Source organism: Streptomyces sp. ALB3 (genome assembly GCF_044385685.1).
In the GTDB taxonomy this organism is placed as follows: domain Bacteria; phylum Actinomycetota; class Actinomycetes; order Streptomycetales; family Streptomycetaceae; genus Streptomyces.
In genome coordinates this window covers 550,516-570,259 of sequence record NZ_JBISCE010000027.1, presented here as the reverse complement: position 1 = coordinate 570,259, position 19,744 = coordinate 550,516, and the positions used below count along the sequence as shown (strand labels likewise).

At 72.2% G+C, this 19,744-nt stretch carries 16 protein-coding genes; 8 read left to right on the top strand and 8 right to left on the bottom strand.

The genetic code is table 11. From position 1 onward, the window contains the following. Positions 1-75 precede the first annotated feature (75 nt). Complete coding sequence (gene cds1 / locus ACHFIV_RS17695; protein ID WP_398969490.1) at positions 76-1,209, top strand: L-cysteine desulfhydrase Cds1; 1,134 nt, start codon at positions 76-78, stop codon at positions 1,207-1,209. A gap of 31 nt (positions 1,210-1,240) precedes the next feature. Here cds1 and ACHFIV_RS17690 read toward each other — a convergent pair whose 3' ends face one another. Then, positions 1,241-1,675 (bottom strand): SRPBCC family protein, encoded by a 435-nt coding sequence (locus tag ACHFIV_RS17690; protein WP_398969487.1) that lies wholly within the window; start codon positions 1,673-1,675, stop codon positions 1,241-1,243. Between the two features lie 70 nt (positions 1,676-1,745). Further along, entirely contained in the window at positions 1,746-2,576 is an 831-nt protein-coding gene (locus ACHFIV_RS17685; RefSeq protein WP_398969485.1) for a DeoR/GlpR family DNA-binding transcription regulator, read from the bottom strand. 226 nt (positions 2,577-2,802) lie between these two features. On the opposite strand from ACHFIV_RS17685, the gene ACHFIV_RS17680 reads away from it, so the two are divergent. Continuing rightward, on the top strand, positions 2,803-5,229 hold the full coding sequence (locus ACHFIV_RS17680) for a hypothetical protein (protein ID WP_398969482.1): 2,427 nt from the start codon (positions 2,803-2,805) through the stop codon (positions 5,227-5,229). On the opposite strand, the gene ACHFIV_RS17675 is transcribed toward ACHFIV_RS17680, so the two are convergent. From ACHFIV_RS17675 to ACHFIV_RS17660, 4 genes are all read right to left on the bottom strand, one after another. Next, positions 5,199-7,625 carry a right-handed parallel beta-helix repeat-containing protein gene (locus tag ACHFIV_RS17675; RefSeq protein WP_398969480.1) on the bottom strand — a complete coding sequence of 809 codons (2,427 nt, stop codon included), beginning with the start codon at positions 7,623-7,625 and terminating at the stop codon, positions 5,199-5,201. The genes ACHFIV_RS17680 and ACHFIV_RS17675 overlap by 31 nt on opposite strands. A gap of 204 nt (positions 7,626-7,829) precedes the next feature. Further along, positions 7,830-8,447: an Rv1733c family protein gene (locus ACHFIV_RS17670; RefSeq protein WP_398969477.1), complete on the bottom strand. Its 618-nt coding sequence runs from the start codon at positions 8,445-8,447 to the stop codon at positions 7,830-7,832. A gap of 133 nt (positions 8,448-8,580) precedes the next feature. After that, a complete protein-coding gene (locus ACHFIV_RS17665) occupies positions 8,581-9,405 on the bottom strand; it encodes an MOSC domain-containing protein (RefSeq protein WP_398969474.1) in 825 nt (274 codons plus the stop codon). Between the two features lie 45 nt (positions 9,406-9,450). Continuing rightward, the gene (locus ACHFIV_RS17660) at positions 9,451-9,942 is read right to left on the bottom strand and encodes a DUF6643 family protein (RefSeq protein WP_398969472.1); all 492 of its coding nucleotides are present in this window, start codon (positions 9,940-9,942) and stop codon (positions 9,451-9,453) included. 556 nt (positions 9,943-10,498) lie between these two features. Here ACHFIV_RS17660 and ACHFIV_RS17655 point away from each other — a divergent pair. Together ACHFIV_RS17655 and ACHFIV_RS17650 are read left to right on the top strand one after the other, a co-directional pair. Further along, on the top strand, positions 10,499-11,092 hold the full coding sequence (locus ACHFIV_RS17655) for an isochorismatase family protein (protein WP_398969469.1): 594 nt from the start codon (positions 10,499-10,501) through the stop codon (positions 11,090-11,092). 730 nt (positions 11,093-11,822) lie between these two features. Beyond that, the gene (locus ACHFIV_RS17650) at positions 11,823-13,112 is read left to right on the top strand and encodes a TerD family protein (protein WP_398969466.1); all 1,290 of its coding nucleotides are present in this window, start codon (positions 11,823-11,825) and stop codon (positions 13,110-13,112) included. Positions 13,113-13,152: 40 nt separating this feature from the next. On the opposite strand, the gene ACHFIV_RS17645 is transcribed toward ACHFIV_RS17650, so the two are convergent. Continuing rightward, complete coding sequence (locus tag ACHFIV_RS17645; RefSeq protein ID WP_398969463.1) at positions 13,153-14,334, bottom strand: glycosyltransferase; 1,182 nt, start codon at positions 14,332-14,334, stop codon at positions 13,153-13,155. Positions 14,335-14,392: 58 nt separating this feature from the next. On the opposite strand from ACHFIV_RS17645, the gene ACHFIV_RS17640 reads away from it, so the two are divergent. The 4 genes from ACHFIV_RS17640 to ACHFIV_RS17625 all read left to right on the top strand — a co-directional run bounded on the left by ACHFIV_RS17640 (position 14,393) and on the right by ACHFIV_RS17625 (position 18,077). Further along, positions 14,393-15,184 carry a glutamate racemase gene (locus ACHFIV_RS17640; RefSeq protein WP_398969461.1) on the top strand — a complete coding sequence of 264 codons (792 nt, stop codon included), beginning with the start codon at positions 14,393-14,395 and terminating at the stop codon, positions 15,182-15,184. Between the two features lie 68 nt (positions 15,185-15,252). Next, the gene (locus ACHFIV_RS17635; RefSeq protein WP_398969458.1) at positions 15,253-15,816 is read left to right on the top strand and encodes a hypothetical protein; all 564 of its coding nucleotides are present in this window, start codon (positions 15,253-15,255) and stop codon (positions 15,814-15,816) included. A gap of 140 nt (positions 15,817-15,956) precedes the next feature. Continuing rightward, positions 15,957-17,588 (top strand): apolipoprotein N-acyltransferase, encoded by a 1,632-nt coding sequence (gene lnt / locus ACHFIV_RS17630; protein ID WP_398969455.1) that lies wholly within the window; start codon positions 15,957-15,959, stop codon positions 17,586-17,588. A 9-nt stretch (positions 17,589-17,597) separates the two neighbouring features. Further along, entirely contained in the window at positions 17,598-18,077 is a 480-nt protein-coding gene (locus ACHFIV_RS17625; RefSeq protein ID WP_398969453.1) for an NUDIX hydrolase, read from the top strand. A 50-nt stretch (positions 18,078-18,127) separates the two neighbouring features. Here ACHFIV_RS17625 and ACHFIV_RS17620 read toward each other — a convergent pair whose 3' ends face one another. After that, the gene (locus tag ACHFIV_RS17620) at positions 18,128-19,513 is read right to left on the bottom strand and encodes an MFS transporter (RefSeq protein WP_398969450.1); all 1,386 of its coding nucleotides are present in this window, start codon (positions 19,511-19,513) and stop codon (positions 18,128-18,130) included. Between the last annotated feature and the right edge of the window lie 231 nt (positions 19,514-19,744).

The window sequence follows — 19,744 nt, the reverse complement described above, 5'->3', positions numbered from 1 at the left end:
AGTGAACGTTTGTGCAGGTGGGGGGAATATCGTGGGTCCCAGGCCGTACCGCCGTCCCCCTGAAGGAGACCCGTGATGGACACCAGCGAGCGCACCCATGGCGGTGGCGTGATGGAGACCGTGGACATCGACCGGAGCGATCCGGACTACCGGGCCTGGCTGAAGGAAGCGGTGCGCAAGGTCCAGGCGGACGCCAACCGGTCGGCGGACACGCACCTCCTGCGCTTTCCGCTGCCGGAGCACTGGGGCATCGATCTCTACCTCAAGGACGAGTCGACGCACCCCACGGGGAGCCTCAAGCACCGGCTGGCCCGTTCCCTCTTCCTCTACGGGCTCTGCAACGGCTGGATCCGGCGCGGCAAACCGGTCATCGAGGCCTCCAGCGGCTCGACGGCCGTCTCGGAGGCGTACTTCGCGAAGCTCATCGGTGTGCCGTTCGTCGCGGTGATGCCCCGGACCACCAGCCCGGAGAAGTGCCGCCTGATCGAGTTCCACGGCGGCCAGTGCCACTTCGTCGACGACTCCCGACGGCTGTACGAGGAGTCGGCCGCCCTCGCGGCGCAGACCGGCGGCCACTACATGGACCAGTTCACCTACGCCGAGCGCGCCACCGACTGGCGGGGCAACAACAACATCGCCGAGTCCATCTACCAGCAGCTGCGGCTGGAGAGGTACCCCGAGCCCGCCTGGATCGTCGCGACCGCAGGCACCGGCGGCACCTCCGCGACCATCGGGCGCTACGTCCGCTACATGCAGCACGACACACGGATCTGTGTGCCCGATCCCGAGAACTCCTGCTTCTTCGACGGGTGGACCCGGCACGACCAACTGGCGACCAGCGACTGCGGGTCGCGGATCGAGGGCATCGGACGACCCCGCATGGAACCGAGCTTCGTGCCCGGAGCCATCGACCGGATGATGAAGGTGCCCGACGCGGCGAGCGTCGCGGCGGCCCGCGTCCTGGAGCGCGCCATCGGCCGCAAGGCGGGTGGCTCGACCGGCACCGGACTGTGGAGCGCCTTCAAGCTCGTGGCCGAGATGGTGGAGCGGGGCAGCACCGGAAGCGTCGTGACCCTGTTCTGCGACCCCGGGGACCGCTATCTCGACAAGTACTACTCGGACGACTGGCTGAGCGGGCAGGGCCTGGACATCCGGCCCTACACGGAGACGATCGACCACTTCCTGGCCACGGGCACCTGGTCCGCCTGAGACGGGCGCGAGGACCGGACTCCGCCCGGAGTCAGTCCTCCAGCAGCACGCGGAGCTCCCGGGCGAAGACCCGTCGGCCCATGCTCGCCAGCACCGGATCGGCCCAGCGGGGAAGCAGCCTCACACGCAGCTCCTCGACCCAGATCACGTGCGAGCCCGCAGCGGACGGGCAGACCTCGATCGACGCACGGCCGCGCACCACGGACCCCCGCTTCTCCAGCCGGCACAGCCCCGTCCGGCCGGCGGCGGGCGGGGTCCACCGCACCACTTCCATCGGATCGTCGAAGCCCAGCGGCCCCACTCCCGTCCGGGCCACGAAGACCGTCCCGGTTTCTGTGGGCCCACCCCCCGGGACGGTGACCGAGGTCAGCGGAACCGTCCCACCATGCCGCTCCCAGTCGGTCACCCGTCGCCACGCCTCGGCGGCGGAGAGGGGAGTGAAGCGCTCGATGCGGAATACGGCCACAGGCCGATACTAGGACCACCACGGCCCAGGACGCGCGAAGCGGAGCCTGCGGCCGCACCGTCGCGGCGGACTACTCGTCCGCCTGCCCGCCCGCCACCACCAGGCCGGGCAGGTGCTCCTCGATCTCCTGTCTGGCGGTGTCCGCCAGGCCCGAGTCCGTGACGAAGGCGTCGACCTCGTCGAGCGCCGCGAACGAACTCAGCCCCACCGTCCCCCACTTGGTGTGGTCAGCGACCACCACGACGCGCCTGGCCGCCCGCACGAAACGGCGGTTCGTCTCGGCCTCCGCGAGATTCGGCGTGGAGAGACCGGCTTCGACCGAGATGCCGTGCACCCCGAGGAACAGGACGTCGAAGTGGAGTGAGCCGATCGCGCGGTCCGCGACCGGCCCGACGAGCGAGTCCGACGGCGTGCGGACCCCGCCGGTCAGCACCACCGTGGCCGCTCCGGCCCGCCCCCCGCCCGCCGCGGCCGGACGCTGCGCCCCGTGGAACACATCGGCGACGCGCACCGAGTTCGTCACCACGGTCAGTCCCGGAACCTCCAGGAGGTGCCGGGCCAGCGCGAACGTCGTCGTGCCGCCGGAGAGGGCGATCGCACTGCCGGGAACGGCCATCGTGGCCGCCGCGCGCGCGATGTCCTCCTTGGCGCTGAGTTCCAGCGTCGACTTGGCCTCGAAACCGGGCTCGTGCGTACTCGCCTCGACGACGGGGACGGCTCCGCCGTGCACCTTCTCGATGACGCCCTGGCGGGCCAGCGCGTCCAGGTCCCGGCGGATGGTCATGTCGGAGACGCTCAGCTTGCGGGTCAGCTCGTTGACCCTGACCCCGCCGCGCTTGCGCACATCGTCGAGAATGAGGGCGCGCCGCTGCTCCGCGAGCAGGTTCTGATTCTCGCTCAACGCCGGGAACCGGTCCTTCCCTCTGTCCGTACGGTCCGGCAGCGGTCCTGCGGGACGTCCCTCATCCTCCCACGCACCTCCGAGCACCATCCCACTGGGGAGATTCGGTGAGAGACGGTGCGGGAGTGCCTCCCGTCCGCGATGGTGGTGACTGCGCATCAGTTCACCCCCAGCCGCCCCCTCCCGCAGGCCGCGCGCCGGCGGACCAGAGAGCGAGTCACCGACGTTGCCCACTGCCCCCCGGGCCGAGAGCCCGCAGAGCGGCGGCGCCGCACTGGAACTGCTCGTCCACGGTGTGGGCGGAGCCACCCCGCAGGAGATGCTCGGGGACCCGCGTACGACCAGGATCACCGGTGACGCCACGGCCGCCATCCACCGGCGCACCGAGGACGTCGGAGCCGAACAGCGTCCGGGGCGCGACCGGGAGGGGCCCGTCGCCGAGGCCTACTGCTGGTCCAACCTCACCTCGGGCAACGGTTCCCGGGCCCTGTGGCTGCTGCTGCTGCCCTTCATGGTGGTCAACCTCGCCCACTGGATGCGCCCCACCGCGCGAGGCCGCACCAGGGCCGTCCGGCTCTACGGGGTGCTGGTGCGGCTCGTCGCCCTCAGTCTCACCGTGCTCCTCACCGCAGCGGCCTGCGAGGTCGCCCTCGACCTGGTGGCCTGGCAGTGCGCGGGGACGCCCGAGTGCTCCGTACAGCGCTCCTGGCTCGGTTTCCTCTCCACACAGCAGGACGGATGGTTCGCCCAGCCCGGACGCCGCCTCGCCGTGGCCGCGCTCGTGCCGGCGGCCCTGGTGGGACTGCTCTGGTACCTCTCCCACCGGACCTGGAGCGCCTACGAGTCACAGCGGTCCCTGATCTGGGACGGACCGGACAGCGCGGAAACGGACGCGGACGCGGACACGGACGTGGTGACACGGTCCGGCGCCGGCCATGTCCGTCCGGCCCTCGGGAGGCCCGGCTTCTGGTACGGGCGCCGGCTGGTGGCCCGGCTGCGCGCGGCGCACACCGCCGCCGGATTCCTCACGGTCGCCGCCGCGGTCGGCGGCACGGCGGCCCGGCACGACCGGGCCGCCGACAGCCCCGTGCCCACGGCGATCGGGACCCTTCTCGAAGCAGGGCTCCTCCTGTGCGCGCTCGCCGTCATCGCCGTGGTCTGCCGCCGTGGACGCAGCGAGCGGCGCCTCGACAACCGGCTCGACCGGGCGGTCACCACGTACCTTCCCGGCACCGCTCTCGCGCTGCTGCTCCTCGCGTCGGCCTACGCCGGCTGGTCGCGTCCCGGCTGGGTGTCCTCCGGCGCCCTCCCGGGGGAGGCGGTCTTCCGGGCACTCGCCGTGGGCCAGGCGCTGCTGGTCGTGGTACTCGCCGTGGTCGCGCTGAGCCTGTACCGGAGCGCCCCCGAGCCGCGCACCACGCTCCACGGCCTCGGCGGACCGGCCGTGGCCATGCTCGCCTGCGCCCTCGGCGGTGTGATGACCGGCGGGATCGCCCAGCGCGTGGCCGACTGGCTCGACGGCCCCGGCACTCCCGGCATGGGCGCGGGCGCCGACATAGACGGACCGCCCGTACTCCTCAGCTGGCAGGCCTCCGTCATCCCGGTCCTGCTGCTGCTCCTGCTTCCGCCCCTCGTGTGGCTGGCGGCCCGCACCGTGCGCCGCGCCCGCCTGCTGGGACCGGCCATCGAGGCGGAGTACGCGGAGAGGAACCCGGAGCCCGGACGCACACGGCGGATCGCACGCACCCGGGCGACCGCCGCGCTCACGGACTCCGCCCCCGGGATCCTCGGGCTGCTCTCCGCTGCCACCCTGCTGCTCGGCGCCGCGGCGGTGACGGGTTCCTGGCTCACCGGCGAGGTCCCCGGCCTCGCGACGGACGGCACGGGCCCGTTCGTCGAATCGGTCGCCGAGACGGCCCAGTCGACCGGCTCCTGGCTGACCGGATTCGGCGTCATACTCTTCGTCACCTGGGGCCGCCGCGCCTACCGCGACGTCTCCGCCCGGCGCACCATCGGCATCCTCTGGGACGTGGGTACGTTCTGGCCGCGAGCCGCCCACCCCTTCGCGCCCCCCTGCTACGCCGAGCGGGCCGTACCGGACCTCTCGTCCCGGATGTGCGCGTGGACAGGCCGCACCCGAGGCAGGCTCGTCATCTCCGGTCACTCCCAGGGCAGCGTCCTCGCCGCGGCAGCGGTGTGGCAACTCCCCGACTCGGCCCGGCACCGGGTCGCCCTGCTCACCTACGGTTCCCCGATCGAGCGGCTGTACGGGCGATGGTTCCCCGCCTACTTCGGCCGGGTGCCCCTCGAAGGACTGCAGCGGTCCGTCGACTGCTGGCGCAACCTCTGGCGCGCGACGGACCCGATCGGCGGACCTGTCCGGATCGACGAACGGCAGGGCCACGAGGTGGACCGCGGCCCCCTGAAGGACCCGCTGGTCTACGGCCGTACTCCTGAACACCCGCTGCCCGAGCCGATCCTGGGACACTCGGACTACCAGGCCGACCCCGCCTTCGCCGCGGAGCGCGCCGCACTCCTCGAACGGCTCGGGCCCGTCGTACCCCAGCAGGCGGGTGCGGACCCGGAGGGCCGGGACAGCACCGCTCAGGGGGACAGCACCGCTCAGGGCAGTGCCGGAAGGTCTTCCGGGTAGAGCATGGTCAGGTCGGCCGTGCTCGGCTCGGCGAGCTGGGCCACCCGGCCCGCGTGCCGCTCCACCATCGACTCGAAGGTCTGCCGGGCCGTACGGCCGTTACCGAAGGCCGGCCCCTTGGGCAGTGCCGTGAAGTACTTCAGCAGCGCTTCCCCCGTCCCCTCCGCCAGGCTGTACTCGTGCTCCTCGCTCTGCTGCCCCACGATCCGCAGCAGCTCCTCGGGTTCGTAGTCGCTGAAGGTGATGGTCCGCGAGAAGCGGGACGCCACACCGGGGTTGACCGTGAGGAAGCGCTCCATCTCATGCGTGTACCCGGCGACGATCACCACCACGGCGTCGCGGTGGTCCTCCATCAGCTTGACCAGCGTGTCGATGGCCTCCCGGCCGAAGTCACGGCCGGAGTCCTCGGGCGACAGGGCGTAGGCCTCATCGACGAACAGGACGCCACCGCGCGCCCGGTCGAACGCCTCCTGCGTGCGGATGGCCGTGGACCCGATGTGCTCGCCGACCAGGTCGACGCGGGACACCTCCACCAGATGGCCGTGCTCCAGGACACCGAGCGAGGCCAGGATCTCGCCGTACAGCCGGGCCACGGTCGTCTTGCCCGTGCCGGGCGACCCGGTGAACACCAGATGCCGGCGCACCGACGCCGCCTTCAGACCGGCCAGCCGACGGCGCCGGCCGACCTCGATCATGTCGGTCAGCGCCCGCACCTCGCGCTTGACGCTGTCCAGGCCCACGAGTGCGTCGAGCTCACCCAGCACGGCGGCCGCGTCGCGCACCGGTTCGACGGGAGCGGGGGGAGCGGGCTCAGCGGTCCGTTGCCCGGGCATCGCGCCGAGCAGCCCGGGCGTGACCTGCGTGGCCGTCAGCACGGCGGGAGCCGGGGGAGCGGCGCTGCGCAGGCCGCTCTCGTCGCTGGTGCAGTCCTGTGCCACCGGGCCGGCCGCGTTCCCGTCACCGCCGGATCCGTCGGGGAACTCGTAACCGCCGCGCGCGCACCGCTCGGTCCTGCACCGGGTCAGGGTGGAACGGCAGCCGTCCATCACATGGAAACCGTAGCCCTCGCTCCCCGTGACGCGGCAGCTGTCGAACGTGCCCCGGCCCTCGGCGGAGACGTAGAAACCGGCCTCGGCGGGCGAGGTGACCGTGCACCTCTCGATCGTCGGGTCGGCGCCCTTGGTCACGATGACCCCGGTCTGCGCCGCGTCGATGGTGCAGTTGTTCAGTGTGCCGCCGCTGCCGTGGTCCCGGAACCACGCTCCGGTGGAGGCCTCGCGGATCCTGCAGTCGTCGAGCTGGGCGGTGGCCCCGTCGCTCACCGATACCGCGGTGTTGCGGATCTGGGACAGGTCACTGTCCACGACGTCCGCCCGTGAGCCCCGGTCGAGGACGAAGAGCGCGTCAGGCACGTCGTGTACACGGCAGGAGTCGAGTATCACCGTGGCACCGTCACTCACCCACACCGCGGGGTAGTCCCCCGTACTGTCGTGGATCTCGCACTGGTTGGCGTCGGCACGGGTGCCCGGGTCCCAGACGGACAGGCCGTTGCGGCCGAACCTGCGGACGGTGGAGCGGGTCAGGGTGAGCACCGAGCGGGACCGCAGGTCGACCGCGTTCTCAGGGATGTCGTGGATGTCGCAGTCCGCGAGCGTGAGGACCGCGTCCGTGTCCAGGGTGACCCCGTCGGCGGACGTGCGGTGCACGGTGCAGTCCGTGAGGTGCGCGGTACCGCGGGAGGTGATCTGCACCCCGCTGCCCTTGATCTCGTACACCTCGCAGCCCACCGCCTCCAGGCCGCTGCCCTCCCCGGTCACGCTCAGCCCCGCGCCGGACGAGTGGTGCACGCGGCAGCGCTCGAGCCGTGGGTGCGCGCCGTCGCGCACCGAGACACCGGACTGCCCGGCGGAGACGACCTCGCACTCCTCGAACACACCGCCGGCGCCGTCGAGTACGGCGATGCCCACGCCTGCCGGGTTGTCGACGGTGCAGCGGCGCACCGTGGGCCTGGCCGCGCCCCGCACCTCCATGCCGGCGGCCGACCGGGTCACGATGCGCAGGTCGGAGAGCTCGGGGGCGCCTTCCTCCACGAGCAGCGCGGGGGCGGCCGAGTCCTGGCCCTCCACATGGAGGTCCTGGACGACGGCGGAGGCGCGGACGGTCAGCGGGACGCCGTCGGCGGGCGCGATCCGGACGGACCCCGCGGAGCCTTCGGGGCCGCGCAGTGTCACCGCGCGGTCGACGACCAGATTCTCCCGGTAGGTACCGGGGGAGACGGTGAGGATGTCACCGTCCGCTGCGGCCTCCAGGGCGGCGGTGAGGGAAGCGTATTCGCCCGTACGGCGCCGCCATCGCGATGTGCCGGTGTGCGTCACCTGGACCGTGCCCTGTGCCATGGTGCTGCTGTGCCCCCACCTCGTGCCGTGTGCGCTGCCTCGTGCCTGTCCCCGTGCCGCCTGTTCACCGGCAGCCTCCGGCCCGCCTGCCGAGGAGTCGGGCGGGCCGGTCCACCGTAGCGCGCGCGAGGGGCGCGAGCTGACGGACCGGGTGGGCGAACGGCCCTGATCAGCCGGACACGAGGGGAACCCGCGCCCCCGGGATCAGCTGCCCGTACCCGTTCTGCCCCAGTCGGGACCGACTTCGGCCCACGCACGGTCGAGCCGGGCGTACCGCCTCTGCATCATGCGCCATACGACGAGCCTGCGGGCGACTTCCGTCAGACCCCCCACGAGCAGCGTCGCGCCGACACCGGCGAGCACCGCGTGGGTGCGAGCCGTGGGGAGGTCCATGGGGCGCACGGCGGGGTCGCCCCGGCCGTCCGTCCAGATCTCGATCCGGGCGCCGGGTTCCGTCCTGGTGGACGTCGTCGACACGGTGCCCGTACGTGCCGTACCGTCCGGGGCACGCCAGCCGGCCACCACCGACGTGCGCGTGGAGGCCTCGGTGACAGCCGTCTCCGGGTCCTGGGCGGCGTGGGGTGTGCCCGGGGCCGGGCGCACCACGACGGCCGGGGTGAGATGGCGTTGCTGATGCTGGGTCCGCACCGTCCGCCGGAGCGCGTCGTCCGTGAGTGAGCCGGTCTTCCAGCCGATCACCGGTGCCGCCAGCAGCATCAGCACCAGCGCGGCGAGCGCCACCCGTGCCTCGTGCCGGTCGGTGGCACGGCACACGGGGTTGTGCCGCCACCGCCTGATTCCCAGAACCGCTCGCACAGTCATGCACCCCCTTCCCTGTCCGTGATAACCCGGCAGGACGGCGATCGCGTCCGCCGACGGTGAAGAGAGAGCAACCTCACGCCGTCAACGCCCCGCCCGCCTGCCCGGGTCGAGGGACGCCGAGAAGCCCTGCCGGTCAGCCGAGTACTCGTACCGGGTCGCCGACCCGGATCACGCCGGTGCCCTCCGGGATCATGTTCTGGCCGAACAGGAGGCGCTTTCCGTCCCGTCGGTGCCGGGCGAGGGTGTGCAGCGGCTCCCTGCCCCGGTCTGCCGTCCGCTGGTCGGTGGTCGTGACGACGCACCGCCCGCACGGCTTGACGACACGGAAGGTGACCTCCCCGATCCCGATCCGCTTCCAGCCGTCCTCCGCCCAGGGCGCTGTGCCGTCCACGACCACGTTCGGCCGGAAACGGTTCATCGGCAGCGGCCCCTCGTCCGGATGGTCCCCCTGCGCCACCAGCGAGTTGAGCGCGTCCAGCGAGGCGCTCGCGGTGAGCAGCAGCGGGAAACCGTCGGCGAGCGACACGGTCTCGCCCGGCCGGCCGAACTCCGGATCGACGGGCCTGCGGTGCGACGGCGCGTCGAGATGGACGAGCCGGACCTCCGCACCGAGGCGCGTGCTGAACCAGGCGTGCGCGGCCTCCGCCGCCACCGCCACCTCCACCTCGCTCCTGTGGAGCTCGGCGACGACGGTGCGGCCCGGACCGGGCTCCTCAACCGTCAGCGACGGGCTCCCGGGTGCCGACAGGGCCAGACCGCCACCGGGCAGGAGCTCCGCGGACACCTGTGCCATGCGCGGCTGCTGACGCTGTGTGACGACTCTGTCCTCATGGTCGATCAGCATCCACCGGCGGTCGCCGTCGAGTCCCCATGGCTCGACGACCGCCTCCCCGGCCGCGCGTGCGGCCAGTGACTTGACCGGATGGATGTACACGGCACTGAGTGCAGGAGGAAGCATGCCTTCATCCTGCCAGTCGTCACTGACCGTGGCCGACGGCGGTCGTCAGTACCCCCGGCCCTGATACGGGCGGTTGTACGGGTCCTCGTACGGTGACTGGGCGGGCGCGGGCGCGGGCCGGGGCGACGCCGGACGCATCGCCTCGTAACCCGTACCGGGCCGCTGCTGTTGCGGCGCCTGCGGGTAGCCGCGGGGCGCCGAGGGCTGCTGCGGGATGTAGGGCGCGGGGGCCTGCTGCAGCTGTGCCGGCTGCATCATCGGCGCCTGCTGCATCCCCGCGTTCTGGTACTGCGGCTGCGACGCCTGCTGCGGGTACCCGTAGGACCCGGTGTGCTGCGACGGCGCCGCGGGCAGGGCCGGGAGCGCCGACGGCAGGGCCGGCAGGTAGCTGTTCCCGGTGTCATAGGCGGCAGGGACCCGGATCGGCGCGATCTGAGGGGTTCCCCGCTCGGCGACCAGGGAGTCGTAGATCGGGGTGTCGGCAAACGACGGCGCGGCGTAGTAGCCGCTGCCGTAGGTGGAGCGGGGGGAGGTCATGACACATAAGTTAAGCCCACGATGTGCTGGTTGGGGAGCCCCAATCTTGGGGTTATCCGTTTTACGTTGCTTTTGTCGGCCTGACCTGCCGGAACAGGGATAAAGCCGCGGTAAACAGCGAGGGTTTCCCGTCGAAAGCCCCGCCGATAGCAAGAAGTGTCGGACGGGCTACAAAGGGCGACGCCATGGGGCGCTCCCCGGATCGGACCACTCCGGCACGCTCCCCGGTCCCGGGATGAGTACCGGGCCGGGGTCCGGAGCCTGGCGGCGCGTAGCCGGTCGCCACCCGACGGCGTGACGCGGGAGGTCACCTGACTCGGACCCCTGGGCGTCGACCACTTGGCCCACTTCGCCCGGCAGGCGATTTCGGCGACCGGGGGAGTGGGTAAAGCCACCGGGCCGCGTCCGCGGACGGCCGGCGACGCTGTCGAGCTCAGGGCACTGCGGACACGCGCCGCCGGCCCGTGCGAAGGAGTGTCGTTTCGCCGTACGCCGGGCTCCCGCGGTGGTTGTCCAGCTGGTCCGTGTCCGCCCGTGTGACCGAGAGGTGTGTGTGATGACCCGAGGCTTGATCGTCGTGGATGTGCAGAACGACTTCTGTGAGGGAGGCAGCGTCCCTGTGGCGGGTGGCGCACGGATCGCCACGGCGGTCGCCGAACTGGTGGAACAGGCCGCGAACCGCGACTACCGGTGCGTCGTCGCGACTCGCGACCACCACATCGACCCGGGGCACCACTTCTCCGAGCACCCCGACTACAAGGACAGCTTCCCCGTCCACTGTGTGGCGGGGCAGGAGGGCGGCGAGTTCCATCCCCACTTCGCCCCCGCCGTCGCCAGCGGCAAGATCGACGCCGTGTTCTTCAAGGGCGCTCACAGTGCCTCGAAGAGCGGCTTCGAGGGCGCCGACGAGCACGGCACGCCCCTGGCGGACTGGCTGCGCGCCCGCGGTGTCGAAGAGGTCGACGTGGTGGGGATCGCGACCGACCACTGCGTGCGCGCGACCGCGCTGGACGCCGTCAAGGCCGGGTTCCGCGCCCGCGTGCTGCTCGACTACTCGGTCGGTGTCGCCCCCGACACCACGGCGTCGACCCTGGAGGACTTCCGGCAGGCAGGCGTGGCCGTCTCCGGTGGGACACCCGTACCGCAGTGAGCCGCCCGCGCCGGGGCGAGGAACGCACCACGGCGTAGCCGCACGGACCGGTGCGCGCCCACGGGGCCGCTCAGGGCGCACCTCGCGCGTCAGGCCGGCGTCGTCGGGGGATGACCTCGGCGGCCCCGGCGGAAGGCGACAGGCGGTGTGCATCCCCGCCGCTCCCGGCCCGCCCGGACGCGTGGGTGGGAGCGGGGCCGGCGCATCGGGAACCGGCCGGTCGGGGGACGCGGGGCCGCGAACTGCGGAACAGGGCCGACCGACACGCACCGGGGTTCTCACGACGGTCGCGAGAACCGCGGACGGGGGCACTCGTCCGCCGGTTGCCGGTGTTCCCTGTCCCTCTTGTCCGAGCCGGAGTTCACACACTGACGTTCCTTCATGAGTGCGGCGGTATCCGCCTCGCCGGCCCGTACCGCGGCCGTCCGTCGTCCTGACGGTGGTTTCGGACGACGGCGCGACGGAGTTCCCGTCACGGGGGCGCTCACCTCGCAATTGCCGGTCTCCGGACGGGGAGCGCCACCGCAATCGCCTTACCCCACCGCGCTTTTGCCGGAGCCGGTGCGAGGACGGGCTCGCCATGAATTCCGGCCCGTCCAATCGCCTCACCTGTCGGTCCGGTTCACCACCCTGCCGGCGGCTCGCGGGTGACTGTCCGGTCGGGACCGTGGGCTCTGCGGCGGGCGGGGGATTAGGTTGTCGGGAGACTCTCCGGGCAGCCGGACTCGTGATGGGGGCGAGCATGACCATGCAAAAGGGAACCAATGTCCCGGTGCCGGCCCGAGCCGTGCGGGTCGAACTGGGCTGGCGTGCCGCTCCGGGGACACCTGACGTGGACGCCTCGGCGCTCCTCCTCGTGTCCGGAAAGGTGCGCGGCGACGCCGACTTCGTCTTCTACAACCAGCCGGTGCACGGCTCCGGTGCGGTCCGCCACGAGGGCAAGCAGACGGCGGCCGGGGGCGCCGTCACCGACACCCTCACGGTCGACTTCACACGGATGGAGCCGGCGATCGACCGTGTCGTGGTCGCGGCCTCCGCCGACGGAGGCACCTTCGGCCGGGTGACCGGCCTCTATGTGAGAGTCCTTGACCCGGCGAGCGGTTCCGAGATCGCACGCTTCGAGACCGCGACCGCGACCGTGGAGACCGCGTTCATCCTCGGTGAGCTCTACCTGCGCCAGGGTGCCTGGAAGTTCAGGGCAGTGGGGCAGGGATACGACACGGGGCTCGAGGGCCTGGCGACGGACTTCGGCATCTCCGTCGACGAACCGCAGCAGGCGGCGCCGCCCCGGCAGCCGCAGAGTGCCCCCCGGCCCCCCGCCCGCCCCGTCACACCCCAGGCCGCTCCCACGCCGCCCCCCGAGCCTCCCGTGCTCCACCCGGTGAGGCTGACCAAGGTCACCCTGACGAAGGAGGCACCCGCGGTATCGCTGTCCAAGCAGGGCGGCACATCCGGTGCGTTGCGCGTCAACCTCAACTGGGAGGTGCGCAAGCAGTTCAAGGGCTGGGGCGCGAAACTCGGCAGGGCCGTGGCGATGCACGCGGACCTGGACCTCGATCTGTGCGCGCTGTACGAACTCACCGATGGAAGCAAGGGAGTGGTGCAGGCCCTCGGGAACGCGTTCGGTTCCCTGCGCCAGCCGCCGTACATCCACCTCGACGGGGACGACCGGACCGGCGCGCTCTCCACCGGCGAGAACCTCACGGTCAACCTCGACCACAAGGACCGGCTGCGGCGTGTCCTGATCTTCGTCACCGTCTACGAAGGCGCACGCAGCTTCGCCGATCTGCACGCCACGGTCACTCTGCAGCCGCAGAACGGGGCGGCGATCGACTTCTCGCTGGACGAGTGCACGGTACCTTCCACCGTGTGCGCCCTCGCGCTGATCACCAACGACGGGGGAGACCTCACCGTACGGCGCGAAGCGCGCTATCTCGTACCCCAGCGAGGGGTGAGCCCTCAGCGGACGATCGACGCCGCCTACGGGTGGGGCATGAACTGGACCCCCGGGCGCAAGTGAAGCCGTGCTCCACGGCCGGTACGCGCTGGGGCCGTCGGCCTCAGGGTTCCGGGGCGGTCTCGGGGCGGGCGTACGTACGTCCCTTCCAGGCCGCACCGAGCCCCCGGTAGTGCTGTACCGCGGAGTCCACCGTCATCAGGAGGTAGAGGGCCGCGGTGAAGGGAAGCAGCGGGGCCAGCCACAGCGACTGCCGGTAGTACCCGAGCATGGGCATGTAGGTCCCCGCCATCACCGCCCAGGCCGTCCCGCCGGCGGCCGCCGCCACCGCGTCGCCCGTCAGCAGTCCGGCACCCAGCGTGAGGGGCGGCGCGAGGTAGACGAGGCCGAGACCCAGGACCGCGCCGGCCAGCAGGAACGGGTTGTGCCGCAGCTGGGCGTACGCACTCCGCGCAACCATGCGCCACAGGTCGGCCAGCCGTGGGTAGGGGCGCACGCTGTCCACCCGGTCGGCGAGTCCCAGCCAGACCCGGCCGCCGCTGCGCCGGACCGCACGCGCCAGCGACACATCGTCGATCACCGCCTGGCGGATGGACTCGGGGATCCGCGCCCGCTCGGCCGCCCCGGCACGCAGCAGCACACAGCCGCCCGCCGCCGCGGCCGTCCGCGACCTGCCGTTGTTCACCCGGCGGAACGGGTAGAGCTGCCCGAAGAAGTAGACGAATGCGGGGACGACCAGCCGCTCCCAGGTACTCGTCACCCGCAGACGGGCCATCTGGGACACCAGGTCGAAACCGCCCGCGTCCCCGCTGCCGGCCGCGGCGACGAGTTCCCGCAGGCTGTCCGGCTCATGGGCGATGTCGGCGTCCGTCAGCAGCAGGAACTCGGGTTTCCGCTGCCGGGCCAGTGCCATCCCGTGCCGCAACGCCCACAGTTTTCCCGTCCACCCCGGCTCCGGCTCGCCGGGCGTCACCACGGTCAGCGGCAGACCTCCGCACCGCTCGGCGAGCGCACGGGCCAGCTCCCCCGTGCCGTCACCGCTGCAGTCGTCGACCAGGTAGACCTCCGCATCGCCCGGATAGTCCTGGGCGAGCAGTGACGGCAGGCTCACCGGCAGGACCTCGGCCTCGTCCCTCGCGGGTACGACCACGGCCACCGAGGGCCAGCGCGCCGGGTCCCGGCGCACCGGCAGCCGCTGGTCCGTCCGCCAGAAGAAACCCTGGCCGAGCAACAGCCACACCCACACGATCAGCGAACCCACGGCGATCCAGGCAACGGCGCTCATCCGTCGAAGTGTGCCCCACTCCCGCGGCGCCGCAAGGGCTGTCGACTATGGTGACCGGGTGAAGATCGCACTCATGGACTCGGGAATCGGCCTGCTCGCGGCAGCGGCCGCCGTACGCCGCCTGCGGCCGGACGCCGATCTGGTGCTGTCCTCGGACCCCGCCTCGATGCCCTGGGGGCCCCGCACCCCCGAGGACGTGACCCGCCGCGCCCTGTCCGTGGCACAGGCGGCCGCCGCCCACGAGCCGGACGCCCTGATCATCGCCTGCAACACCGCCTCGGTCCACGCCCTGCCCACCCTGCGAGCCGCACTGGAGCCCGGGCTTCCGGTCGTCGGCACGGTGCCCGCGATCAAGCCGGCCGCCGCGGGCGGCGGCCCCTTCGCCATCTGGGCCACGCCGGCGACCACCGGAAGCCCTTATCAGCGCGGACTGATCGACGAGTTCGCGCGGGCCGTGGACGTGACCGAAGTGCCCTGCCCGGGTCTCGCCGACGCGGTGGAGCACGCCGACGAGGAGGCGATCGACCGCGCGGTGGCCGCCGCCGCCGCCCTCACCCCCGCCGGCGTCACGGACGTCGTCCTCGGCTGCACCCACTACGAGCTCGTCGCCGCGCGTATCCGCGCCGCGGTGGAGAGCGGCCGGTCCGGCAGCCGTCCGCTCGTGCTGCACGGGTCCGCCGAAGCGGTGGCCGCCCAGGCGCTGCGCCGCATCGGGGCGGCACCCGCTCCGTCGGCCGAACCGGCCGGCACCCTCACCGTCCTCCTCGGCGGACACACCGCTGACCTGACCGAACCCGCTCTGGCCTACGCCGAGGGCCTGCTGCTGAAGGCCGTCAGCCCCGCGATCTGACCGCACGCGTCGCCCGGCCGGGTTCCGCGCCCCTCCCGACGACGCGGAACGTGGGTACGCTGCTTGGCATGACGGACCACCCCGGCAACGCGCGGCACGGTTCGAGCCAGGCCCCGAGCACGGTCTGGACGGGACGGGCCACCAATCGCTTCCAGTGGCTGCTCGCGGCCGCGGGAGCGGGGTGCCTGGCACTCGGCATCGAACTAGCTGTCGACTCTGCGTGGGGTGCCGGGTTCGCCCCACTGCTCATGTCCGTCATCGGGTGCGTGGCCGCCGGACTCCTGATCCTCTTCGGCACCCTCGCCTTCGTGCACGTGGCCGTGAAGGTGGACGGCGACGCCCTGGAGGTACGGTGCGGTCACGCCGGCCTGCCCAGACGCCGGATCCTGCTCACCCATGTGGTGGGCGCGGAGTTCGTCCCCAAGGTCACCCCGCGCCAGTGGGGCGGCTGGGGTTACCGCTGGCGTCCCGACCAGGGCACGGCCGTGGTCGTACGCCGGGGGGAGGCGCTCGTGCTCCGGCTGGGGGACGGCAGGACCTTCACCGTCACGGTGGACGACGCGGAGGCCGCCGTCCGCTTCATCCGCGACCGCCTCCACCTCGCGGCCACCGGCAAGCCCCCGGGCCCCTGAGCACGGCGGGACCGAGCCGCTGCCATCGCTGTCATGCGGGCCGGAGCGGAGCCACAGCCGCCCGCACGGCGGGGCCGAGCCGCTGCCGCGTGGCGGGCGCCACTGCCGCCCGCACCGTCGCTCACCGTAGACTCCGGCAGGTGAGCGCCACCATCACCACCGTCGAACCGCCGCCCGCCCCCGTGTCCCGCAGCGGAAAGCCGTGGCAGCGGCTCGTCCGGCCGGCCGCGGCCGTGCTGTCGGGTGCGCTGCTCTACGCCAGTTTCCCGCCCCGGCCCCTGTGGTGGCTGGTGCTTCCCGGCTTCGCGCTGCTGGGCTGGGTGCTGACCGCACGCGGGCTCCGCGCGGCACTGGGTCTGGGCCTCCTCGCGGGCCTCGGCTTCATGCTGCCGCTGCTGCACTGGACCGGGGAGGAGGTCGGCCCCGTCCCCTGGCTCGCGCTCGCGCTCGCCGAAGCGCTGTTCATCGCGGTCGGCTGTGTCGGTGTCTCCGCCGTCTCCCGGCTCCCGTACTGGCCCGTCTGGGCAGCGGCCGTGTGGACCCTGGACGAGGCGCTCCGGGCCCGCGTCCCGTTCGGAGGCTTCCCCTGGGGGAAGATCGCCTTCGGTCAGGCCGACGGCGCGTTCCTGCCGCTCGCCGCACTGGGCGGCACCCCGCTGCTCTCGTTCGCCGTCGTGCTGTGCGGCTTCGGCCTCCTGGAAGCCGTCCGGCAGGTCCGCCGCCACCGCGCCACCGGCACCGTGCCCCGCTCCGCCGTCGTCGCCGCGGCCGTCGCCGTGGTCGCCCCGCTCGCCGCCGCGCTGGCGGCCGTCCCGCTCGTCGACGACTCGCCCGAGGACGGCACCGCCACGGTCGCCGCCATCCAGGGCAACGTGCCGCGCCTGGGACTCGACTTCAACTCCCAGCGGCGGGCCGTCCTGGACAACCACGCGGAGCGCACGGAACAGCTCGCCCGCGACGTCGAGGCGGGGAAGGTACCGCGACCCGATCTCGTGCTCTGGCCGGAGAACTCCTCGGACCTCGACCCCTACCGCAACGCCGACGCCCGCGAGGCCATCGACCGGGCCGTGCGGGCCATCGGCGCCCCCACCGTCATCGGTGCGGTCCTCACCCCCGACAGCGGGCCACTCCGCAACACCCTGATCGAGTGGGACCCCGAGAGCGGCCCCGTGGACACCTACGACAAGCGGCACATCCAGCCTTTCGGCGAGTACATGCCGATGCGGTCCGTCGCACGTGTCTTCAGCGAGGACGTCGACCGGGTACAGCGTGACTTCGGCCCCGGCAGCAAGGTCGGTGTGTTCGACCTGGCAGGCACGAAGGTCGGGCTCGTGACCTGCTACGAGGCCGCGTTCGACGACGCCGTACGCGACACGGTCGAGCACGGCGGACAACTGATTGCCGTACCCAGCAACAACGCGACCTTCGGACGCAGCGAGATGACCTACCAGCAGCTGGCGATGAGCCAGGTGCGGGCGGTCGAGCACGGTCGGTCCGTCGTCGTGCCCGTCACCAGCGGCGTCAGCGCGGTGATCCGGCCGGACGGCAGGATCGTGGAGAAGACGGAGATGTTCACCCCGGACGCCCTGGTCGACGAGGTGCCCCTGCGGTCCTCCCTCACGCCCGCCACCCGTCTGGGGGCGCTGCCGGAGGGCGCCCTGGCGCTGCTCGCGGTGGCCGGTCTCGGCTGGGCGACGGTGCGGGCGGCGCGCGGAAGGAAGGGCGCGAAGGACCTGACGGCCGGCCCGGGGGACACCCCGGCCGCCACGTAGTCTCGCCGCATGGCTACTCCTGACTTCATCCGCGACATCCGTGCCACCGCCGGTCACCAGCTCCTGCTGCTGCCGGGAGTCACAGCGGTCGTCTTCGACGACGAGGGCAGGGTGCTGCTGGGGCGGCGGTCGGACACCGGCAAGTGGTCGGTCGTCGGAGGCATCGGTGAGCCCGGCGAAGAGCCCGCCGCGACCGCGGAGCGTGAGGTGTACGAGGAGACGGCGGTGCACTGCGTCGCGGAGCGGGTCGTGCTCACCCAGGCTCTGAAGCCGGTGCAGTACGCCAACGGCGACCGGTGCCAGTACGTCGACATCACCTTCCGGTGCCGGGCCACGGGCGGGGAGGCACGGGTGAACGACGACGAGTCGCTGGAGGTCGGGTGGTTCGACGTGGACGCGTTGCCGCCGCTGAGCGAGTTCGCGCTGTTCCGGATCAAGCAGTCCCTCACGGACGGGCCCACCTGGTTCGAGCGCACGCCCGGGACCTGACGGGCCCGGCACCCCACGGCGACTGGAGGCGGGCCCGTCGGCGATCCGGCTCAGACGGAGTGGACGTCCGCGGGCGGCGTCGCGGAATCCGCGGCCCGCCGGTCGTCCGGATCGAGGTCCGAGAGGTCCCGGCTCCTCGTCTCCTTCGCGCAGAGGATCGCCAGCACCGTGAGAAGCGCGGCGGCGATGACGTACAGCGAGATGGGGGTCGAACTGCCGAAATCGGCGAGCAGCGCGGTGGCGATCAGGGGCGCCGGGGCGCCCGCCGCGACCGAGGAGAACTGGGCGCCGATGGACGCTCCCGAATAGCGCATCCGCGTGGCGAACATCTCCGCGAAGAAGGCGGCCTGCGGCGCGTACATCGCACCGTGGAAGACCAGCCCGACCGTCACGGCGAGCAGCAGACTCCCGAAGCTCCTGCTGTCGATCAGGGCGAAGAACGGGAACATCCACAGCGCCACTCCTATGGCGCCGACCAGGTAGACGGGCCTGCGGCCCACCCTGTCGGACAGCGCCCCCCACATCGGGATCACGGCGAAGTGCACGGCGGAGGCGATGAGCACGGCGTTGAGCGCGGTCTGCTTGCTCAGCTCGGCGGATGTCGTCGCGTACACGAGGATGAACGCGGTGATCACGTAGTAGCTGATGTTCTCGGCCATCCTCGCGCCCATGGCGATCAGCACGTCGCGCCAGTGGTGCCGCAGGACAGCGACCAGTGGCGTCTTCTCGGTGGAGGAGGAGTCCGCCTTGCGCCGCTCGGCCTGGGCGAGGGCGGCCTTGAAGACAGGCGATTCGTCGACAGAGAGACGAATCCACAGCCCGAGGATCACGAGTACGCCCGAGAGGAGGAAGGGGATCCGCCATCCCCACGACTCGAAGGCGGACTCCGACATGAGCGCGGTGAGTGCCGAGAGCACCCCGGTCGCGAGCAGCTGCCCGGCGGGTGCGCCCGTCTGGGGCCAGGACGCCCAGAAGCCACGCCGTTTCGCATCACCGTGCTCCGACACGAGCAGCACGGCGCCGCCCCACTCGCCGCCGAGGGCGAATCCCTGCACCAGGCGGAGGACCGTGAGGAGTACGGGTGCGGCGGAGCCGATGGTGGCGTGTGTAGGCAGCAGCCCGATGGCGAAGGTGGCCCCGCCCATCATCAGCAGGCTCAGGACCAGAAGCTTCTTGCGTCCGAGCCGGTCCCCGTAGTGCCCGAACACCAGGGCCCCGATGGGGCGTGCGGCGAAGCCGACGGCGTAGGTGAGGAAGGAGAGAAGCGTGCCCACGAGCGGGTCGGATCCGGGGAAGAACAGCTTGTTGAAGACCAGCGCGGCTGCGGAGCCGTAGAGGAAGAAGTCGTACCACTCCACGGTGGTCCCGACGAGGCTCGCCGCGACGACGCGGCGGAGGTTGGACGGGGGTGGGGGAGCGGTTGCTGGGGCGGCCATGGATACCACTTCCGGACAGTTGGCGGGGACGTTTCCGTGTCGCCATACCGTAGGAAGGGGCAGGTCAGGGGCGTATGTGGCGGGACACCATAGTTCGGGTGCGTGGTGTGCGTGCGAGAAACACCTCGCAGCCGGACCGGTTCGTACCCCTCCACCCGGCTACGGATGTGCCGACACTGCTGGTCCCCACTCCTGACACCCGCCGGACGGACGGACGACACTCCAGCGAGG